This is a genomic window from Flavobacterium sp., from assembly GCF_049240005.1.
Classification (GTDB): Bacteria; Bacteroidota; Bacteroidia; order Flavobacteriales; family Flavobacteriaceae; genus Flavobacterium.
Map to the genome: position 1 here is coordinate 1 of NZ_JBMLTK010000116.1, position 19,390 is coordinate 19,390.

The following is a 19,390-nucleotide window of genomic DNA, read 5'->3' on the forward strand; positions in this document are numbered from 1 at the left end:
AAAGTAGAACCACATACCGAACTGATTTGTATTGAGAAGAGGTAGTGGGAAGATTTAAAGATTTAAAGATTGAAAGATTGGCCTTCGACAGGCTCAGGCACCAGCTTTTTAAGCTCACAGAAAACACTGAATCTCACAGAATTTTGCGCAATAGGGTACCGTTGAGGAAAACACAGAACGTGTCAAGCCACTAAAAAATCGCACCAGCCTTCGACAGGCTCAGGCACCGATGATACGTGGTTTGGGTTGGGTAAAACGATACGTGGGTTAGGGAGGTTAATAGAATCGTCACAGGGTGAATTCATCGGAGTTTATCCCGATAGCTATCGGGACTCGTGTCTAGCTTCTAGTTTCTCAAAAAAATCTCCACCAGCCTTCGACAAGCTCACGTACCAGCTTTTTAAGCTCACAGAAAACACTGAATCTCACAGAATTTTGCGCAATAGGGTACCGTTGAGGAAAACACAGAACGTGTCAAGCCACCAAAAAATCGCAACAGCCTTCGACAGGCTAAGGCACCGATATTACGTGGGTTGGGTTGAGGAAAACGATACGTCTAGTGGTGAACGTCGCTGAGTCTTAATACTTAATACTCCCATCTTAATACTAACAAAAAACCTCTTTGCGAACTTTGCGCTTGCCTTTGCGAACTTTGCGGTTGCCTTCGACAGGCTCAGGTACCAGCCTTCGACAGGCTCAGGCAACTTATTTATCATCCGAGAAAAACAATCAAATTTGTACCTTTACCTCCATGTTGCACATTTCAATTGTCGGTACCGGAAACGTCGCCTTTCATTTGGCTCAGGCTATTGCCGATTGTAAAACGCTTAAACTTGTCGAAGTTGTTGGAAGAAATCCGGATGTGCAAGGCTTTCCCGTAAGTTGCTCAACATCTTTTAACCATATTTCTGAAACCGATTTAATACTAATTGCCGTTGCCGATAAAGCAATTGCTAGCGTAGTTGAGCAAATTCCAATTTCATTCCAAGGAACTGTTGCACACACAGCAGCTTCGATAGCAATGAGCGCACTCGGGCGATTCGAAAATCGCGGTGTTTTTTATCCGCTGCAAACCTTTTCGAAAACTAAAGCACTTTCGTGGAACAAACTACCTGTTTTTCTTGAATCGAATACTAATCAAGCGCAAAAATACTTGGAAATTTTAGCAGAGAATTTGCAAGCACAACTGCACTCTGCAAGCTCAGAACAACGGTTAAAACTGCATTTAGCCGCCGTGTTTAGCTGCAATTTCGTAAACGCTTTATTCGCTTCCGCAGAAGAAATTCTCGACGCCGAAAATGTGCCGTTTGACGTTCTAAAACCCTTGATTTACGAAACGGTCGACAAAGCGTTTTCATTAACGCCTAAAAAAGCACAAACCGGTCCGGCATTACGAAACGACCAGACAACGATGCAAAATCATGTACAAGCTCTAACTGATGCGGAATTGCGCAATTTATATCAAAAACTTTCCGAACTAATCCAAAATCAACATGGAATCTTATAAGCACCTACTCAATCATATTACTACATTCATTTTTGATGTCGACGGCGTGTTAACCAACGGCGAGGTTCACATCACCAGCGACGGAGAAATGTTGCGTACCATGTACATCCGCGATGGTTTTGCCATGAAAGCAGCAGTAGAATCTGGCTATCGTGTCATTATTATTTCTGGTGGTAAAAACGATGGCGTGCGCATTCGATTACAAAATTTGGGAATTACCGATATTGTTTTGGGTTCGGCCGATAAAGTCGAAACCTTTCACGAGATTATCGACGGTTATCAAATCAATCCGCAACACGTTTTGTATATGGGCGATGATATTCCGGATTATCATGTCATGAAACTAGTTGGCTTACCTACTTGTCCGCAGGATGCAGCGCCTGAAATCAAAGCCATTTCCAAGTACATTTCGCATAAAAATGGCGGTGTAGGAGCTGTGCGCGATGTTATTGAACAGACGATGCGCGTTCAAGGTAAATGGACCACGTATTTTGACGGCAAACACGACTAATGTTCCAAAAGAATGAGCTACCTTTGCGGGCTGATTTTTTTATAGCATGAGATTACACCGAAATCTGGTTTACACCACGATTGATTCCTTGAACATGATTTTCAACGAAGATGCCTACGCCGATAAAGTCGTTGCATTGGCTTTGAAAAAAGATAAGCGTTGGGGAAGCCACGATCGCAAATTTGTTGCCGAAACCATTTACGAAATTGTACGTTGGAAGCGACTATACGCGGAAATTGCCGACGTAAAAGCGCCCTTCGACCGACCAGACCTGTGGCGAATTTTTGCCGTATGGGCAGTGTTGCGCGGTTATCCAATTCCAGATTGGACGCAGTTACAAGGCGTGCCTGAACGAAAAATCAAAGGCCGTTTCGACGAACTTTCTAAACAACGCGTGTTCCGTGAAGCCATTCCTGATTGGATGGATGAAATGGCCGTCGCCGAACTCGGAGAAGAATTATGGACCAAAGAACTTCAAGCACAAAATCAGCAAGCAAAAGTTATTTTACGCGTAAATACGCTTAAAACGACACCTCAAAAATTGCGTGCGATTTTAATGGATCTCGATATAGCTACCGATTATCTTGAAGAGCAACCGCACGGTCTCGTACTTCGCGAACGTGCCAACGTATTTTTAACAGATGCTTTTAAAGAAGGTTTATTCGAAGTTCAAGATGCCAGTTCGCAGTTGGTAGCTCCCCTACTCGATGTTAAACCCGGGATGCGCGTAATCGATGCTTGTGCTGGAGCTGGTGGAAAAACTCTACACTTGGCTTCGTTGATGGAAAATAAGGGCCAGCTTATCGCGATGGATTTATACGAAAGCAAACTCAAGCAACTGAAACTTCGCGCCAAGCGAAACGGTGCTTTTAATATTGAATACCGCATTATCGATTCCACGAAAGTGATTAAAAAACTACACCAAAAAGCCGATCGTGTATTGATTGATGCGCCATGCAGCGGTTTGGGTGTGTTGAAACGCAATCCGGATTCGAAATGGAAACTACAGCCCGAATTTATCGATAATATTCGCGAAGTACAGCGCGATGTATTGTACCGCTACTCGGAAATGGTAAAGCCAGGTGGAAAGTTGGTTTATGCTACTTGTTCTATATTACCATCTGAAAATCAGCAGCAAGTAGCTGCATTTTTAGAAACCAACCACGGAAAAAACTTTAATTTTGTAACTGATAAAAACATCTTTGCCCACGAAACTGGTTTCGACGGATTTTACATGGCATTGTTAGAACGTAAAAACATATGAAGAGAATTATAAACGCACTATTTATAATAGTTGCCGCCGGCGTTTTTGCACAAGCTGGTGCACCCGCGGCGTATTACAACGGTTTTAACTGGAATCTTACAGGAAATGCCCTAAAAACAGCACTAACTACCAAGATAACAGACACCGATGTGGTAGACATTAGCTACAGCGATTTGTGGACTATTCTTAAGTTCACCGATTTAAACCCACAAAACTCCGCGCAAGTATTGTTGATGTACGGTTACGAAAACGGCACCGACGGCATGGCATTTAACGACCGTGCTCGCGACAAAAACAACGACGGTGGTGGCGCTGGACAATGGAATCGGGAACACGTATACGCGCAATCTGTTGGTACTCCCGACTTGGGACAATCAGGTCCGGGTGCCGACCCGCACATGTTGCGCCCTTGCGATGTTACGCAAAACAGTGCACGAGGCAACCGAAAGTTTGCTTCTGGAAGTGGTAATGCTGGAACAACGGGACAAAATTGGTATCCGGGAGATGAGTGGAAAGGAGACGTAGCGCGTATCATAATGTACATGTATTTGCGTTACGGAGATCAATGTCTTCCCGTTAATATTGGTGCGGGCAGTACAATTGCTTCCGACAGCAATATGCCGCAAATTTTCTTACAATGGAATGCCGAGGATCCCGTATCGCCGTTTGAAGATCAACGCAATACGTATATTCAAGTAACGGCACCTGCATCTTTACGCCAAGGAAACCGCAATCCGTTTATCGATAATCCTGTTTTAGCGACCCTAATTTGGGGCGGACCAGTAGCCGAAAACCGCTGGCCAAATTTATTCTTGAGCACCGAGACACGTACTCTAGACGAAGCTACTGCCATTTACCCAAATCCAGCTAAGGAAAATTACGTGTACGTAAATGCTTCGATAGATTTAGAAACTATTGAAGTAATTAACATTAACGGACAACTCGTTCAGCGAATTGCTAGACCAACGGAAGTTAACGACACCTATCAAATACAAAATTTAACCAAAGGGTTTTATCTCGTAAAACTTACGGCTAACGGTCAAACAACCACAAAGAAGCTTTTGGTGAATTAAGGTTTTTCATCAAAAACAAGGAAACAGCAGCTGAAATTTAGCTATTGCTTGTTTCTCGAAACCTTTCGTAACTTAAAGAAAGTTGAGCAAACGCACTATGTATGTATCGCTCAAAATCTGCTGTTGCAAAGCCTTTGTTCATTGTTTTACAGATGAAAGAGTCGCTATCATAGGAGCACATCTGTTTTCAAACATCTTTGCATTGCAACAGGTTTGTTCCTTATGGCAAAGAAATGTACAGATTTTAAAAATGCTATTTTAGCTACTTATTTTGTCGAGTAACAAGTTGAGCAAAAACTAACTCAACTTATGATTGATATTCCTTAGATTACAAATCAGTAGACAGCCAAGAGTAGGAAATGATTAAAAAATGTATTGCTATGAAAAAACTAAGTCTAATTGTACTCGTTCTTGTTCTAAGTTCCTGCGCCGAAATGCAAAAAATCGCATCGGAATACGGTGGAATGGCAAACCCTGATATTGCGGCCGGACTGCGACAAGCACTGCAATTTGGCATTGATAAACAAGTTCAAAAACTTACGGCAACCGATGGCTTTTTTAAAAACCAGGCTGTAAAAATTATGTTGCCCGACGAGCTTAAAAAAGTAGATGCTACGCTTCGTAAAATTGGCTTAAGTTCATTAGCCGACGACGGGTTGCGCGTACTGAATCGCGCTGCTGAATCGGCTGTAAAAGAAGCGACGCCCGTATTTGTTGACGCCGTTCAAAAACTTAGCTTCAATGATGCCAAAAACATACTTTTAGGTGGCAAAACTGCGGCAACACAATACTTGCAACAAACAACCACAACACCGCTGTACGGAAAATTCAATCCGGTGGTAAAACAATCGCTCAGTAAAGTTGGAGCTGATAAAGTGTGGAAAGAAATTATCTCAAAATACAATGGGGTTCCGCTTGTCAGCAAAGTAAATCCAGACCTCACCGATTACGTGACAAACAAAGCACTAGAAGGCGTTTTTAAAATGATTGCCGTAGAAGAACAAGAAATTCGAAGCAACCTGCAAGCACGAACAACGCCATTACTTAAACAAGTATTTGCTATGCAAGATTAATTTAACGGCAAATCAAGCTAAAGTTTTGTGACAGCAATAACAAATTAATAACACAGCATTAACACATTGAATGTGAATTACTAAGCATCTTTGTATTGTAGAAATACATACATTGGTTTGGTTAGTTAGCAAAGGAGAGGTGATATTCGTATCACCTCTTTTTTTGTGCATACTCAAGTGAAAACGACAAACAAAAACACCTCATTTTCAATACTTAAGACAGTAGTTTCTTCTATTCTTCTTTTAGAAACGACTCGACCAGTTGGTTAAAAACGTCGGATTGTTCTACATTCACCACATGTCCGCAGTTAGGAATAACAGCCAGTTTAGCGCTCTTTTGTTGCTGAACAGTGGCTCGTACGCTGGGTAAAAACATAAAATCTTCACTGCCACTGATGAAAAGTGCCTGCGTTTGCAGCTGCGTTTCGCGCAATAGACGCAATTCGGCATTCACGTTTAAAGTAAGTTTGTACCAGCGAACAAACTCGCCTTCGCGTAAACGTTTGGCTTCTCGGATGAACAAACGTCGGGATGGAGCATGATTCTTCTTCGGCATGATAATCCACGCGAAAAAAATATACAGCCATAAATAAGGAACAGCATTCTTCAGAACTTTTCCCAAATTCATCAGAACTTGTGCACGAAAGTTAAGTTGCAAAATAGCGCCGCCGGGCACCAATTTATTGCATAAATCTGGACGCAGTTGCGCCAATTTGAAAATAAGAATCGACCCCAATGAAATTCCTACAAAATGCGATTTCTGAATCTTCAGATGATCTAACACTTCGATAATTTCTGCCGTAATATCTACAAAAGTGTAGGGTTTCTCGGAAACGGCTTGTTTGGCCGACGCGCCGTGTCCGCGTAAATCGATCAATAAAATCCGATACTTCGGCGCAAAATAACGCAGCTGTTTGTACCAAATTGCCGAGCTTCCGCCAGCGCCGTGAATAAACGTAATCCAAGGAGCGCTGGTATCCGATCCGTATATAGTGTACGCCAACATTAGCCGTTGATTTTCTCTTGTAACAATTCAAAATACGCCAATGCCGTGTGCAAACCCGTTCCGAACCACGAAAAAGCTTCGCCGTCAACAAAAACGGTTTTGGCGTGATGTGTAAACCGACCTACTTCAAACGCATCGGCATCAGAAAATGGATACGGCTCCGACGACAAGAAAACAAAATCGGGATCATAATCTTGACGTACAAAAGGCATCAATATTTCTGGATAACGTGTTAACTGCGCACAAACATTGGTAAATCCAGCAAGGTCTAACATTTCATGTATGTACGTATCGCCGCCAACACTCATCCAAGGATTCTTCCAAATGAAATACAAAACTTTGGGCTTTTCAGTGAAATTGCGTTGGCAAAAAAGTTCAAGCCGTTGCTTAATTTTACCCAACCATTTATCGGATTCTACGCGCTTTCCGAGCAAAATGCCAAACTGTTCAATCATTCGAAAACTGTCGGCAACATCTTTAATATCGGTTACAAAAACTGGTGCGATTTTTTGGAGCTCCAGCACATCGTCGCGCGTGTTTTCTTCCTTATTGGCAATAATCAAATCGGGATTCAATGCCGCAATTTTACCGATGTTTACATTTTTAGTTCCGCCTATTTTCTTTGCTGTATGCCGAATATGCGCCGGATGTACACAAAATTTTGTGACACCTACCAGCTGACTTTCTCCACCTAAATCGCAAATCGTTTTGGTAATCGACGGCACGAGCGAAATAACGCGTTGAGGCACTTTTGCCAAACTAATTTCTGTTCCTAAATCGTCGGTTATGCGAATCATCGGTTACTTTTGCAACGAAAGTAAGCAATAAGCTCAAGTTTTATGACGCTAAAATTAATGGCCGTTGGAAAAACCGACGATAAGCAACTGGAAGCGCTGACCGACAGGTATGTAAATAGACTTAAACATTACATAAAGTTTGAGATCGATTTTCTAGCCGATATTAAAAACGTTAAGAATTTATCGGAAGCGCAGCAGAAAGAGAAGGAAGGACAGCTCATTTTAGCTAAGGTGGCCAACACCGATTTTCTGGTTTTACTCGACGAACGAGGAAAGTCGTTCACCAGCGAAGCTTTTGCCGAATACTTGCAACAGCGCATGAACTCGGGCGTTAAAAACTTAATTTTTGTTATCGGCGGTCCGTACGGGTTTTCAGAAGCGGTTTATGAGCGTGCAAATGCAAAAATTTCGCTCTCTGCGATGACGTTTTCCCATCAGATGATTCGCTTGTTTGTGGTTGAACAACTGTATCGCGGCTTTACTATTTTACGAAACGAACCCTATCACCACGGGTAACTTTTAACATACGGGCGCTCCCCTGCCCTTACAGTTCCCAAGCAAGAGAAACAACACGCTTCTTTGCAAACGAGCACGCTTTAAACCGTCTTATTTGAGCTTGTTTTGATCAGGAAGTCTATATTTCGGCGAAAGATGATATGTAGGTAAAAGTTACGTCTGATCGCGGTAGATTTTACAAGCTATCAATTTCATTACATAGCGTTTGCACATGATCCAATCCATATAACAATGCATTTTCGTTGATATTCATCCATTGAAAAAGCTGTAAAATTAAGTTGTAATGTTGTAGCGTATGGGTTGTATCGATGTTCGTTGTTCCAGGTTGAAAGCAGATTGGTTCGTGATGTGCAATTCGATTTCTAATATCATTTACAAGTTTTAATTGTTTAAATATATATGTCTGATTATATTGTATAAATGCAGTACTTGTTGGCTTTAATGGAAAAACCCTCAACAATGTCTGACCGCCAGCGAAATATTGAGGTTGTGCGTAAAGATATCTCCAAAAACCAAAATCAAAACAAGAAAGTAATTTAGGATGTGTATACACAGCTAAGTTTTTTTGTGCTTTTAAAATAATACTTTTTGTTTTTATACATCGAGGAGAACTAAAAAAACCTGTTGGTGTTACACTATCCCTAATCCAGTTTGCTCCATGTTGTAAGACATATTGGTCATTGATTTTATTTCGTAAAGCGACTTCGAAACAACTAATTACCGTAAACATTTCTTGAGAAAGTTGAAGATTTTTTCTGTACAAGGTCATTGCTTTTCTTGAATCATTTCCACAAGCAACATAGTAACGATGCATTCTCGCACTCGACATAACCTTCACAAAATCAACATATTTCATGTATTAACTTGTTTTTATAATTAATTTAATTACCTTTGTTTTATATTATTCCCAATAGCCCCTGAATTATCAAGCTGTTGGGTTTTCGTTTTTAATTCTTTTCTGTTCCAAGTCGTTGTATATCTTAGCTCGTCTGAAAGCTCACTGATAACTTTACTATCGGAGAGTTTCCCCCTCTTTGTTGATTTTCAAAAAACACCCGTAAATTATTCAATAACAAATTATTGGATAAAAAACTATGCGTGTTTTGTAGATGTCAAATTGAATACTCGTTTCGATTATAGTGATATACTAATATAAGTTTTTTCCACTAAACGTTAGTTACGATTTTCATAGCCCCGATTGCAGCGGCAGCCCGGAGAAAAATACGCTTGTTTGAACCGTGCTCCATACGGCGCCGCAAGAAGCCGGATGAGGCGCGTGTGAAAACAGCGTGTTTTTTGAGGACTAGAGCGAAAAGCGGGAATAGCTACTGAAAAATACCTTGAAAACTATTGTGCGCAAATATCTTGACTGTGCGATTAATCGTAATCAGCTATTATTTAGATTTTTGCAAAATGCCGCCACTCGTGGCAATAATTAAATAACATCTTTTGCGAAAAACGTTTACGGAAAAATCATTGAAAAACAAACAATTACAATTGTAATTTCTCAAACAAACTAACCGCTTCTACTGCCTCCTTCACATCGTGCACCCGTAAAATATTCGCACCGCCTTGTAACGCAAAAGCATGTAAAAAAGTAGTGCCATTCAAGGCCTGGTCGGCAGTGGTTCCTAGAGTTTTATAAATCATCGATTTTCTCGAAATCCCTGCCAACAAAGGCAAGCCCGCAATCTTAAAATCGGCAAAGCGTTGCAACATCATAAAATTCTGGTCCACGTTTTTCGCAAAACCAAAGCCTGGATCTAAAATCAAGTCGTTTATACCTAAGGCACGCGCAGCTGCAATTCGCTCGGAAAAATATGTGAGTACTTCTCCAATCAAATCGTCGTACTGGTTAAGTTGCGTCATCGTCTTGGGTGTTCCACGCATGTGCATCATCACATACGGAACTTGGTGTTTGGCAATCACGTCGAACATCGCGCTATCGCCCAAACCTGCCGTCACATCGTTAATTAGTGCTGCGCCTTCCAAAATAGCTGCGTCGGCAACGGCTGCGCGAAACGTGTCTACTGAAATCAACACTTCGGGGAATTCGCGACATAAATGAGATACCGCACTAACCACACGTTGCATTTCAAGCTCTACCGGAACATCGTCGGCACCCGGACGTGTCGAATACGCACCGATGTCGATAAAATCGGCACCGTCGGCAAGCATTTTTCCTACCGTTTCTAATAAAATGCCTTCGCCCGAATCGGCAAAACGGCTTCCCGAATAAAACGAATCGGTCGTCAGATTCACAATTCCCATGATTTTCGGACGTTGAAAATCGATTAATTTTCCTTTACAATTGATTGTCATAGATTTACGTCGAGTAGAAAAAATGCAGCTAAATGTGTACTTTTGAAACTTTCCGAACAAAGATAAGAAGTTCATGAGCACAACCTCTGCGCAGTACGACAAGATCATCGCCATGTGTCGCGATTTGTATGCCAAAAAACTAACCGATTACGGAGCCGCTTGGCGTATTTTGCGCTTGCCGTCGTTAACCGACCAAATTTATATCAAGGCGCAACGCATTCGAAGCTTGCAGCAAAATACTGTGCGTAAAATCGACGAAGATGCAAACGGCGAGTTCATCGGTATTATCAATTACGCAGCTATGGCATTAATTCAGTGCGAATTAGGAGTTGCCGATCAGCCCGATCTACAACCGTCGGATGCCATTCGCTACTACGATCAAAAAATTGCCGAAACCAAAGAACTCATGCTCGCTAAAAACCACGATTACGGCGAGGCTTGGCGCGAAATGCGTATCAGTTCGTTAACCGATTTAATCTTACAAAAGTTACTTCGCGTGAAGCAAATCGAAGACAATGCCGGCAAAACGCTCGTTTCCGAAGGTATCGAAGCCAATTACCAAGACATGATTAACTACGCCGTTTTTGCACTGATTTTAGCGAAAGTTAACGAATAACATAGCGTTAACACAAGCATACTTACAATCGATGTACATTTGAAAAATTGATTTTATGACTGAATCAACAAAACACAATCTCAGTTTTTTTATCCGAATTCTGGTGTCTGCACTTTTTATCGTGTCGGCAATCGCAAAACTCTATCCTTCACCCTATTTTGCTATTTCCACATTCGAGGTCAAGCAGTTATATCCGCTCGGCTTTTCCGAACAACTAGCACCGTTCTTTTCACGTATCCTAATTGGTATCGAACTTGGTTTAGGTTTACTCCTGCTCCAACGCCGATTACTCCGCATTTTGGTACTGCCCGCGACCATTTTATTGCTGCTCGTTTTCATCATTCACCTGTCTATTGAAACTTTTGGAAGTGGTGGAAATGCAGGAAATTGCGGGTGTTTTGGCGAATTAATTCCAATGACGCCTATCGAAGCCATTATCAAAAATGTGGTTACAGTCATTTTACTCGCAGTTGTCTATAAAATCACACCTGTACGAAATGAGCGTCAGGATAACTTTTGGTATTTGTGCAGTATTGTTTTAGCGAGCATCCTCGCGCTATTTATGCTCGCACCCATTCAACCCATTGCTGCAGAAAATCAAGAAAATCAAGCGGTTGACACGCTTACAGTTGATAATCCGGTCTTGCCCGCCGAAACTGTGCCCGTAAATGCCGATACCATTAAAACAGCTGCTAAAGTAAAAGACACCGTAGCAGTTGCCGAAAAACCAAAAGCTCCCGCAGCAAAAAAATCAGGCTATGCCTCCTATTTCCGAGACATCGACAGCGGTAAAAAACTGTTTTGCTTGTTTGTTCCTGGCTGTGAGCATTGTAAAGATGCGGCACGTGATTTAACGAATTTGAAAAAGAAAAACAAAGACTTCCCTGACATTCGAATTGTTTTCATGAACGAAGAAGCCGACTTAATTCCTGCCTTCTTCGAATATGCCGGTGCCGAATATCCGTATAAAGTCATCGAAATCATACCGTTTTGGAAATTACTCGGCCAAGGTCGCGACACACCCGGAGTTAAATACCTATGGAACGGAAACGAATACATTTTCTTTGACGGCATAAACGACAACCAGTTTTCTGCGAAAGCGCTCGAAAAGGTAATTTCTGAAACCGATAAAAAATACAAATAATGAAAAACTTCATTCCATCACTACTGCTGCTTTTTTTAATTACAGCCTGTGGAAACGCACAACGCACCAATTTCAAAGAAGAAGCGTTGAAGATTAATTTGAAAACCGAAAACAACACCGATATCGCCTTTCAAGATGTGCTCAATCGCGCAAAAGGAAAAGTAACGGTTATCGAATGTTGGGCGTCGTGGTGCGGCGATTGTGTGAAAGCTATGCCCGACTTGAAAAAAATGCAAGCGGCACATCCCGACGTAAACTTTGTTTTTATTTCGTTCGATAAAAGCCTTGAAAAATGGCTCGATGGTATCGCACGTCACGAATTAAAAGGCAGCCATTATTGGTCGCCCGAAGGCATGAAAGGTATTTTTGGTCAAGCGCTCGACATCGATTGGATTCCGCGCTACATCATTATAGATAAAAACGGTAAAATTATTACATACCGCGCTATCGAAAAAGACTTTGAAGCAATGAACAACACACTAACCAAATTAAAATCATGAGAACTAAAATTGTTGCGGGTAACTGGAAAATGCACAAAAATGCTGAGGAAACAGAAGATTTGTTGAACGATCTAATCGCCGCAGTTCCGCAAGATAAAGAGGTGCAAATTATTGTGGCACCTACATTCGTAAATTTGGCTGCCGCAGTCGAGCATTTAGAATTTACCAATATTTACGTAGCAGCACAAAACATGCACCAAGCCGAAGGTGGCGCCTTTACTGGTGAGATTTCGGCCGACATGCTAAAAAGTATCGGCGTTAAGACGGTAATTTTAGGACATTCGGAGCGCCGTGCCTATTTTAACGAAACCGACAGCATTATCGCTTCGAAAGTGGCAACCGCTTTAAAGCACGATATGACGGTAATTTTTTGTTTTGGCGAAGAGTTAAAAGACCGTCAGAGCAACAATCATTTTAACATCGTTGAACAGCAGTTACTCGACGGAATCTTTTTTACCGAAGCGGCACACTGGGAAAACATCGTTCTCGCTTACGAGCCGGTTTGGGCTATCGGAACTGGAGAAACTGCTAGTCCGGAGCAAGCGCAAGAAATGCACGAGTTTATACGCGAAACTGTTCGCAAAAAATACGGAAGTCAAGTTGCCGATAGCGTTCGCATTTTGTACGGCGGATCGGTTAAGCCGGAAAATGCGGCGGAAATTTTCGCAAAACCAGACGTCGACGGCGGATTAATTGGCGGAGCTTCCCTAAAAGCAGCCGATTTCGCAGCGATTATAAACGGAGCTTAATCTTTTGGGCGTGCCGGCGGCTTAACGTGTTATTAGCAAAAAGTATAAGCCGCCGTCGGGCCATTCGCTACAAACTTGTTCACTTGTTTTGCAACTGTCAGGCGCTTACAAGTGCTCCTAAGGTCGCAGTGCCGCTGCCGTCAGTTGAGAAAACAAGTTTCAAAGGTTTTTCGCTGCTGTCCCTCACCCAACCTCCCAAACCACCTATCGTTTTCCAAAACCAACTCGAAACAAATTCGAACGATTTTTTGCAATTGAATGGCGTTATATCCTTCACAAATAACCAAACAAACATCCTGAAAGCACGACAAAGCTGTCGTTTTTAGGTATCGAATGATAATTTATGCGCCCTTATTTTAGTGCATTTTTATTCTAAAAGTACGGTCACTTTATTTGAATTTCGCTGCAAAAAAACAAGCTTGAAACCGCAGTACGCGCTGTTTTCTAATTGAATTGCGGTACTATTTCGCGACTGAATTTAGCTACCGCATCATTAAATAATTGATTTTCAAATACTAATAATTCAAAACCTTTACAACAAACGTTAGGCAGTGCCGATTTAACGACGTACTTTTGCAGCAAATTTTAATACCCTTTATGAATAACTTTGAACAATTAGGATTGAGTGATTCGCTACAACGCGCGATTGTCGATCTGGGATTTGAAAATCCTACCGAAATCCAGCAAAAAGCGATTCCAATTCTATTGGAGCAAGAAACAGATTTAGTTGCATTGGCACAAACCGGTACAGGCAAAACAGCCGCCTTCGGTTTCCCGCTTATCCAGAAAATGGACCTAAGCCAACGCGCAACTCAGGCACTGATTCTCGCTCCCACACGCGAACTGTGCTTGCAGATTACAAACGAACTTAAAAATTACGCCAAATACGATAACGGTCTTCGCGTAGTAGCCATCTACGGCGGAGCGAGTATTTCAGAACAAGCACGAGAAATCAAAAAAGGCGCACACATCGTTGTGGCCACACCAGGTAGAATGCAGGACATGATCAACAGAGGTTATGTCGACATCTCTCAAATCAATTATTGCGTTCTCGACGAAGCCGACGAAATGCTTAACATGGGCTTTTACGACGATATCGTAAGCATCTTGTCGACCACTCCCGACGAAAAAAGAACATGGCTTTTCTCCGCAACGATGCCCGCAGAAGTGGCGCGTATCGCGAAAAAGTTCATGGAAGAACCTATCGAAATTACGGTCGGAGCCAAAAATTCAGGTTCTGCAACCGTATCTCACGAATTCTACCTTGTAAACGCTAGAGATCGTTACGAAGCACTTAAACGTTTAGCTGATGCCAATCCAGATATCTTCTCTGTGATTTTCTGTAGAACCAAACGCGATACACAACAAGTTGCCGAAAAACTTATCGAAGACGGATACAATGCCGCTGCTTTACACGGCGATTTATCCCAAGCACAACGCGACGGTGTAATGAAAGCGTTCCGTGGCCGACAAATTCAAATGCTAGTTGCCACCGATGTAGCTGCGCGCGGAATTGACGTCGACAACGTAACACACGTAATCAACTACCAACTTCCCGATGAAATTGAAACCTACAACCACCGTTCAGGACGAACTGGTCGTGCAGGAAAATCGGGTGTTTCTATCGTAATCATCACTAAAAGTGAACTGCGTAAAATATCTGCTATTGAGCGTATTATCAAACAGAAATTCGAAGAAAAGCCAATTCCTTCAGGAATCGAAATCTGCGAAATTCAGTTACTGCATTTAGCAAACAAGATTAAAGATACCGAAGTTGATCACGACATCGACAACTACTTACCAGCAATTAATACCGTTCTCGAAGGTCTTACCAAAGAAGAACTTATTAAGAAAATGGTTTCTGTAGAATTCAACCGATTTATCAACTACTATAAAAAATCGAAAGATCTTTCTTCATCTGGCGAAAAACGCAGCAGCGCCGAACCACGTGAATTCTCCGGCGGAGCTATTCGCTATTTCGTGAACATCGGTTCTCGCGATAATTTCGATTGGATGTCTTTAAAAGATTTCCTTAAAGAAACGCTCGACCTTGGAAGAGACGCAGTGTATAAAGTTGACGTTAAAGAAGGATTCTCATTCTTCAACACCGATCCGGAACATACCGATCATGTGATGGAAGTTTTGAACAACATGACGTTGGAAGGTCGTCGTATAAATGTAGAAATCTCTAAAAACGAAGGCAGCAACAACCGCAGAGATCACAACGGTAGAAAATCGTTCGGACCGAGAAGCGAGTCGAAACCACGCGAACAATTTGGCACGCCAAAAAGAGAGCGTACATTCCGTCGCAGCGACAGTGCTCCAACGGAAAATAAAGGACGCCGATCTTCTTTTGCAGATGTCAAAAAGTCTGATCAACCCAATAGAGCATCACGCCGCGCCAATCAATTTGGTGCTGGAGACAAACCAAAAAGCCCTAGGCGAAGCTAAAGTTTGTTAATTTTTGCTTACAAAGAGCGGAACGCAGCAAAATATATCCGAGTTTTACAATTCCAAAAACGATGAATAAACTCAAATGAAATATCTTGTTGCGTTGCTCTTTTTTTGTTTTATACCTTTCTCATTTGCGCAGTCTGATTCGCAGCAAACAGTTATTTCCGCAACTATAGTTAATGAAGCCGATAACCGCCCGATTGCTAACGCTAACATCATTAACATTAATACCGTAAAAGGCGCTATAACCAACGAAAACGGTAAATTCACCTTAGCAGCTTCTGTAAACGATACTTTGCACGTTTCTATGCTCGGATTTAAATCCTTGCGTTTACGTGTTACAAACGACTGGATTAAAAACAAAGAAACTACCATTTACCTCACCGAAAAAGCCTACGCTCTGGAAGAAGTAGTATTACGTCCATACACACTTACCGGATACATTGAAGTTGACGCGAAAATTGTGCCTGTAAAAGAAAATTACCGGTATTCAATCAGCGGAATATCTGCGGGTTACGAAGTTGGCGACACCTCTCCACAAGCATTTAAACGCGTGGTCGAATCGATTTTTAATCCGACCGACTTACTGTATAATGTCTTTGGGAAAAAGCCGCGAGAGCTGAAACGTTTGCGCGAAATGAAAAAAGACGATACTGTTCGAAATCTGCTTGAATCTAAATACGACCGCGAAACCATTTCCATCCTGTTGGGCGTTTCTCCAAAAGAAATCAGCGAAATTCTAGAACGCTGTAACTATTCCGAATCGTTTATCAAATCGGCAAATGATCTCCAAATTATGGATGCAATCAGTGCCTGCTACGAAGAGTATAAAATCCTGAAAAAGAGAAGCTAACTCAAAGTACTAAAATACCGCTCTTCGATTAATTTTATATCTTTTATCGACGCTTTTGTCCAACGCAGTTTCGTTTCATAATACGAGCGTTCATCGAGCTGCCACTGAGGTACTTCGCGCCGTATCCGATCTGTTAATTGCTGAATGATAATAGCAGCACTTACCGAAATATTCAAACTTTCCGTAAATCCAACCATCGGAATTTTCAAAAACCGATCGGCTTGATCCAGCACTTCCGCACTCAAACCGTGGCGCTCCGTTCCAAAAAATACGGCAAACGGCTGCTGAACATCAAAATCGTGTAAATCGCAGTCGGTTCCACGCGGACTCGTAGCCACAATTTGATAACCGCGATTTTTCAAATCTAAAACGCAAGCATCCACACGATCAAATCGATGCACATCTACCCACTTTTGCGCTCCCATCGCAATTTCTTTATCGATTCGCTTTCCAAAACGCTCTTCAATAACATGCAGCTGCTGCACTCCAAACGACTCGCAACTGCGCAACACCGCACTGGTATTGTGTAATTGATACACATCTTCGATGGCAACGGTTAGATGATTAGTTCGATTCACCAAAACTTCATCAAACCGAGCTTTGCGCGCATCAGTCAAAAACGTCTCTAAATATTGCAAGTAATCTTGTTCTGCTTTCGAAATCATTTTCAGAAAATTCTTGTGTCAAAAGTCGGCGAAATTTCCGTAATTTGACTAAAACCGAAGCATGAAAGAGAAATTAGTTGTACTTACCGGAGCCGGAATTTCTGCTGAAAGCGGCCTTAAAACGTTTCGTGACGCCGACGGACTCTGGGAAGGCCATCGTATCGAAGACGTTGCAACACCCGAAGCTTGGCAACGAAATAAACAACTGGTTTTGGACTTCTACAACGAACGCCGACGCCAGTTATTACAAGTAAAACCCAATCCGGCGCACTTCGCTTTAGTCGATTTTGAAAAACACTTTCACGTAAATATCATTACACAAAACGTCGACGATTTACACGAACGCGCCGGAAGTTCAAACGTGTTGCACTTGCACGGCGAATTGCGAAAAGCTCGAAGTACCCGCAATTACAAATATGTGGTGGATTTTGATGGAGATATGTCGGATTCCGATCGCGACGACCAAAACCACCCGCTTCGACCAAACATCGTTTGGTTTGGAGAAGCCGTTCCCGAATTACCCAATGCTGCAAATATCATTGCCGAAGCCGACGTAGTTTTCATCGTAGGTACTTCCATGCAAGTGTATCCGGCGGCTTCTTTAATCGATTACGCACCGCCTCACGCTCAAGTGCATTACATCGATTTAAATCCGGCCGATGTAAGTCATATTCGCAGAAAAATCGCCATTCACAGCGGAAAAGCAGCCGAAATTTTACCTGCGCTTTTTCAAAAATTCACCAGCTAAATCGGGTTTTCTGGCTATCTTTGCCACTTCTTTAAAACAACAACAACTATGAGCGCGCTCAGTGCTTTAACCGCTATTTCACCGATCGACGGTCGCTACCGTAAAAAAACAGAAGCTCTTGGATTATTCTTCTCCGAACGCGCACTAATGTATTACCGCGTGCGTGTAGAAATTGATTACTTTATAGCTCTGTGCGAAATTCCACTTCCACAGCTTAAAGATTTTCCAAAAGACAAATTCGATACGTTAAAAAGTATCTATCAAAATTTTAGTGACGAAGATGCGAAGCAAATCAAAGAGACCGAAAAAACGACCAATCACGACGTAAAAGCGGTTGAATACTTCATTAAAGCTAAATTCGATTCTTTACAATTATCTGGTTTTAAAGAATTTATACACTTCGGTTTAACCTCGCAAGACGTTAACAACACCGCGATTCCGCTATCGTTGAAAGAAGCGTATTTTAAAGTTTATCTGCCGCTTTTCACCGAACTTACCGCGAAACTCAAAGAACTTTCTATCACGTGGAAAGACATTCCAATGCTGGCACGCACGCACGGACAACCCGCCTCTCCTACCCGTTTGGGCAAAGAATTCGAGGTTTTTGTTGTACGACTCGAGGAGCAGTTGCGCTTGTTGCAAAACATTCCGTTCGCAGCAAAATTTGGAGGCGCAACCGGAAACTTTAACGCACATGCTGTGGCCTATCCGCAGATAGATTGGAAGCAATTTGGAACCACTTTCGTGGAAGATACACTCGGACTCAAGCACTCTTTTCCGACAACACAAATCGAACATTACGACCATCTAGCGGCATTTTGCGACGCCCTGAAGCGTATTAACACCATTGTAATTGATTTAGATCGCGATATCTGGACCTACATTTCGATGGATTATTTTAAACAGCGCATCAAGGAAGGCGAAATTGGCTCGTCGGCAATGCCGCATAAAGTAAATCCGATTGATTTTGAAAACAGCGAAGGAAATCTCGGTCTGGCAAACGCCATTTTTGAGCACCTTGCCGCAAAATTGCCGATTTCACGTTTGCAACGCGACCTAACCGACAGTACTGTACTTCGAAATTTAGGTTTGCCCATTGCCCACACTGTAATTTCGTTCGACGCTACTTTAAAAGGACTAAACAAACTCTTGTTAAACGAGCAAAAAGTTGCCGCCGATTTGGAAGACAATTGGGCTGTTGTTGCCGAGGCAATTCAAACGATTTTACGTCGCGAAGGTTTCGAAAATCCGTACGAAATGCTCAAAGATTTAACGCGTAAAAACACAAAAATTGACCGCCAGGCCATTGCCGATTTTATCGAAAATCTTCGTGTTTCCGATGAATTGAAATCAGAACTCAAAGCAATTTCTCCTGCAACTTATGTAGGAATTTAATTTTTTTGGGGGTTCCGGCAGCAATTCGTAGCAGCTTCGCTAATAAAGTAGGCTGCCGTCGCGCTTTACGCTGCAATCTGCTTTTGCCCTTCCCAATGCCTTGCCAAAAGCAGGATTTACGCTGCAATCGCTAACCCGGGCAATCGTTGCCGAAAAACGTTGTAAAAAAATCGTAACTTCCGACAACAAACTGTAAC

At 42.2% G+C, this 19,390-nt stretch carries 19 protein-coding genes; 14 read left to right on the plus strand and 5 right to left on the minus strand.

Features of this window, described 5'->3' with window-relative positions; all coding sequences use genetic code 11:
- The first annotated feature begins 751 nt into the window (after positions 1-751).
- The 5 genes from ACOVQQ_RS11575 (at position 752) to ACOVQQ_RS11595 (ending at position 5,428) form a co-directional block, all read left to right on the plus strand.
- Positions 752-1,507, plus strand: coding sequence for a Rossmann-like and DUF2520 domain-containing protein (locus ACOVQQ_RS11575; RefSeq protein ID WP_421818333.1), 756 nt, complete (start codon positions 752-754; stop codon positions 1,505-1,507).
- Complete coding sequence (locus ACOVQQ_RS11580) at positions 1,494-2,018, plus strand: KdsC family phosphatase (RefSeq protein ID WP_421818334.1); 525 nt, start codon at positions 1,494-1,496, stop codon at positions 2,016-2,018. The genes ACOVQQ_RS11575 and ACOVQQ_RS11580 overlap by 14 nt, the downstream gene beginning before the upstream one ends.
- Before the next feature lie 46 nt (positions 2,019-2,064).
- Positions 2,065-3,282 carry an RsmB/NOP family class I SAM-dependent RNA methyltransferase gene (locus ACOVQQ_RS11585; RefSeq protein ID WP_421818335.1) on the plus strand — a complete coding sequence of 406 codons (1,218 nt, stop codon included), beginning with the start codon at positions 2,065-2,067 and terminating at the stop codon, positions 3,280-3,282.
- Positions 3,279-4,355, plus strand: a complete 1,077-nt coding sequence (locus ACOVQQ_RS11590) for an endonuclease (RefSeq protein ID WP_421818336.1) — start codon at positions 3,279-3,281, stop codon at positions 4,353-4,355. Before ACOVQQ_RS11585 ends, ACOVQQ_RS11590 begins: the two co-directional genes overlap by 4 nt.
- A 380-nt stretch (positions 4,356-4,735) precedes the next feature.
- On the plus strand, positions 4,736-5,428 hold the full coding sequence (locus ACOVQQ_RS11595; RefSeq protein ID WP_421818337.1) for a DUF4197 domain-containing protein: 693 nt from the start codon (positions 4,736-4,738) through the stop codon (positions 5,426-5,428).
- 232 nt (positions 5,429-5,660) lie between these two features.
- On the opposite strand, the gene ACOVQQ_RS11600 is transcribed toward ACOVQQ_RS11595, so the two are convergent.
- Both ACOVQQ_RS11600 and ACOVQQ_RS11605 read right to left on the minus strand, forming a co-directional pair.
- On the minus strand, positions 5,661-6,434 hold the full coding sequence (locus tag ACOVQQ_RS11600; RefSeq protein ID WP_421818338.1) for an alpha/beta fold hydrolase: 774 nt from the start codon (positions 6,432-6,434) through the stop codon (positions 5,661-5,663).
- Entirely contained in the window at positions 6,434-7,231 is a 798-nt protein-coding gene (locus ACOVQQ_RS11605) for an ABC transporter substrate-binding protein (protein ID WP_421818339.1), read from the minus strand. Before ACOVQQ_RS11605 ends, ACOVQQ_RS11600 begins: the two co-directional genes overlap by 1 nt.
- A 42-nt stretch (positions 7,232-7,273) precedes the next feature.
- Between ACOVQQ_RS11605 and rlmH the strand changes: the two genes are divergently transcribed.
- Positions 7,274-7,747 (plus strand): 23S rRNA (pseudouridine(1915)-N(3))-methyltransferase RlmH, encoded by a 474-nt coding sequence (rlmH, locus tag ACOVQQ_RS11610; protein WP_421818340.1) that lies wholly within the window; start codon positions 7,274-7,276, stop codon positions 7,745-7,747.
- A 175-nt stretch (positions 7,748-7,922) separates the two neighbouring features.
- Here the strand turns inward: rlmH and ACOVQQ_RS11615 are convergent, their stop codons facing one another.
- Complete coding sequence (locus ACOVQQ_RS11615) at positions 7,923-8,603, minus strand: Abi family protein (protein ID WP_421818341.1); 681 nt, start codon at positions 8,601-8,603, stop codon at positions 7,923-7,925.
- 635 nt (positions 8,604-9,238) lie between these two features.
- On the minus strand, positions 9,239-10,069 hold the full coding sequence (gene folP, locus ACOVQQ_RS11620; protein ID WP_421818342.1) for a dihydropteroate synthase: 831 nt from the start codon (positions 10,067-10,069) through the stop codon (positions 9,239-9,241).
- A 73-nt stretch (positions 10,070-10,142) separates the two neighbouring features.
- Here folP and ACOVQQ_RS11625 point away from each other — a divergent pair, with 73 nt between their 5' ends.
- The 6 genes from ACOVQQ_RS11625 to ACOVQQ_RS11650 all read left to right on the plus strand — a co-directional run bounded on the left by ACOVQQ_RS11625 (position 10,143) and on the right by ACOVQQ_RS11650 (position 16,385).
- Positions 10,143-10,685: a DUF1599 domain-containing protein gene (locus ACOVQQ_RS11625; RefSeq protein WP_421818343.1), complete on the plus strand. Its 543-nt coding sequence runs from the start codon at positions 10,143-10,145 to the stop codon at positions 10,683-10,685.
- A 55-nt stretch (positions 10,686-10,740) separates the two neighbouring features.
- Positions 10,741-11,829, plus strand: a complete 1,089-nt coding sequence (locus tag ACOVQQ_RS11630; protein WP_421818344.1) for a MauE/DoxX family redox-associated membrane protein — start codon at positions 10,741-10,743, stop codon at positions 11,827-11,829.
- Entirely contained in the window at positions 11,829-12,329 is a 501-nt protein-coding gene (locus ACOVQQ_RS11635; RefSeq protein WP_421818345.1) for a TlpA family protein disulfide reductase, read from the plus strand. The genes ACOVQQ_RS11630 and ACOVQQ_RS11635 overlap by 1 nt, the downstream gene beginning before the upstream one ends.
- Positions 12,326-13,078, plus strand: coding sequence for a triose-phosphate isomerase (tpiA, locus tag ACOVQQ_RS11640; RefSeq protein WP_094486130.1), 753 nt, complete (start codon positions 12,326-12,328; stop codon positions 13,076-13,078). The genes ACOVQQ_RS11635 and tpiA overlap by 4 nt, the downstream gene beginning before the upstream one ends.
- Before the next feature lie 597 nt (positions 13,079-13,675).
- Positions 13,676-15,529: a DEAD/DEAH box helicase gene (locus ACOVQQ_RS11645; protein ID WP_094485563.1), complete on the plus strand. Its 1,854-nt coding sequence runs from the start codon at positions 13,676-13,678 to the stop codon at positions 15,527-15,529.
- 85 nt (positions 15,530-15,614) lie between these two features.
- On the plus strand, positions 15,615-16,385 hold the full coding sequence (locus tag ACOVQQ_RS11650; protein WP_421818346.1) for a carboxypeptidase-like regulatory domain-containing protein: 771 nt from the start codon (positions 15,615-15,617) through the stop codon (positions 16,383-16,385).
- On the opposite strand, the gene ACOVQQ_RS11655 is transcribed toward ACOVQQ_RS11650, so the two are convergent.
- Positions 16,382-17,050, minus strand: coding sequence for a TrmH family RNA methyltransferase (locus tag ACOVQQ_RS11655; RefSeq protein ID WP_421818347.1), 669 nt, complete (start codon positions 17,048-17,050; stop codon positions 16,382-16,384). The two genes, ACOVQQ_RS11650 and ACOVQQ_RS11655, sit on opposite strands and share 4 nt — an antisense overlap.
- 61 nt (positions 17,051-17,111) lie before the next feature.
- Between ACOVQQ_RS11655 and ACOVQQ_RS11660 the strand changes: the two genes are divergently transcribed.
- Entirely contained in the window at positions 17,112-17,798 is a 687-nt protein-coding gene (locus tag ACOVQQ_RS11660) for an SIR2 family NAD-dependent protein deacylase (protein WP_421818348.1), read from the plus strand.
- Between the two features lie 48 nt (positions 17,799-17,846).
- Positions 17,847-19,193: an adenylosuccinate lyase gene (gene purB, locus ACOVQQ_RS11665; RefSeq protein ID WP_421818349.1), complete on the plus strand. Its 1,347-nt coding sequence runs from the start codon at positions 17,847-17,849 to the stop codon at positions 19,191-19,193.
- Positions 19,194-19,390 lie beyond the last annotated feature (197 nt).

Coding starts and splice junctions, on each gene's coding strand:
- ACOVQQ_RS11625 (WP_421818343.1), top strand. CDS start 10,143: ATGAGCACAACCTCTGCGCAGTACGACAAGATCATCGCCATGTGTCGC.
- ACOVQQ_RS11630 (WP_421818344.1), top strand. CDS start 10,741: ATGACTGAATCAACAAAACACAATCTCAGTTTTTTTATCCGAATTCTG.
- ACOVQQ_RS11575 (WP_421818333.1), top strand. CDS start 752: ATGTTGCACATTTCAATTGTCGGTACCGGAAACGTCGCCTTTCATTTG.
- ACOVQQ_RS11585 (WP_421818335.1), top strand. CDS start 2,065: ATGAGATTACACCGAAATCTGGTTTACACCACGATTGATTCCTTGAAC.
- folP (WP_421818342.1), bottom strand. CDS start 10,069: ATGACAATCAATTGTAAAGGAAAATTAATCGATTTTCAACGTCCGAAA.
- ACOVQQ_RS11650 (WP_421818346.1), top strand. CDS start 15,615: ATGAAATATCTTGTTGCGTTGCTCTTTTTTTGTTTTATACCTTTCTCA.
- ACOVQQ_RS11595 (WP_421818337.1), top strand. CDS start 4,736: ATGAAAAAACTAAGTCTAATTGTACTCGTTCTTGTTCTAAGTTCCTGC.
- ACOVQQ_RS11635 (WP_421818345.1), top strand. CDS start 11,829: ATGAAAAACTTCATTCCATCACTACTGCTGCTTTTTTTAATTACAGCC.
- ACOVQQ_RS11600 (WP_421818338.1), bottom strand. CDS start 6,434: ATGTTGGCGTACACTATATACGGATCGGATACCAGCGCTCCTTGGATT.
- ACOVQQ_RS11580 (WP_421818334.1), top strand. CDS start 1,494: ATGGAATCTTATAAGCACCTACTCAATCATATTACTACATTCATTTTT.
- ACOVQQ_RS11645 (WP_094485563.1), top strand. CDS start 13,676: ATGAATAACTTTGAACAATTAGGATTGAGTGATTCGCTACAACGCGCG.
- tpiA (WP_094486130.1), top strand. CDS start 12,326: ATGAGAACTAAAATTGTTGCGGGTAACTGGAAAATGCACAAAAATGCT.
- ACOVQQ_RS11605 (WP_421818339.1), bottom strand. CDS start 7,231: ATGATTCGCATAACCGACGATTTAGGAACAGAAATTAGTTTGGCAAAA.
- ACOVQQ_RS11655 (WP_421818347.1), bottom strand. CDS start 17,050: ATGATTTCGAAAGCAGAACAAGATTACTTGCAATATTTAGAGACGTTT.
- ACOVQQ_RS11590 (WP_421818336.1), top strand. CDS start 3,279: ATGAAGAGAATTATAAACGCACTATTTATAATAGTTGCCGCCGGCGTT.
- purB (WP_421818349.1), top strand. CDS start 17,847: ATGAGCGCGCTCAGTGCTTTAACCGCTATTTCACCGATCGACGGTCGC.
- rlmH (WP_421818340.1), top strand. CDS start 7,274: ATGACGCTAAAATTAATGGCCGTTGGAAAAACCGACGATAAGCAACTG.
- ACOVQQ_RS11615 (WP_421818341.1), bottom strand. CDS start 8,603: ATGAAATATGTTGATTTTGTGAAGGTTATGTCGAGTGCGAGAATGCAT.
- ACOVQQ_RS11660 (WP_421818348.1), top strand. CDS start 17,112: ATGAAAGAGAAATTAGTTGTACTTACCGGAGCCGGAATTTCTGCTGAA.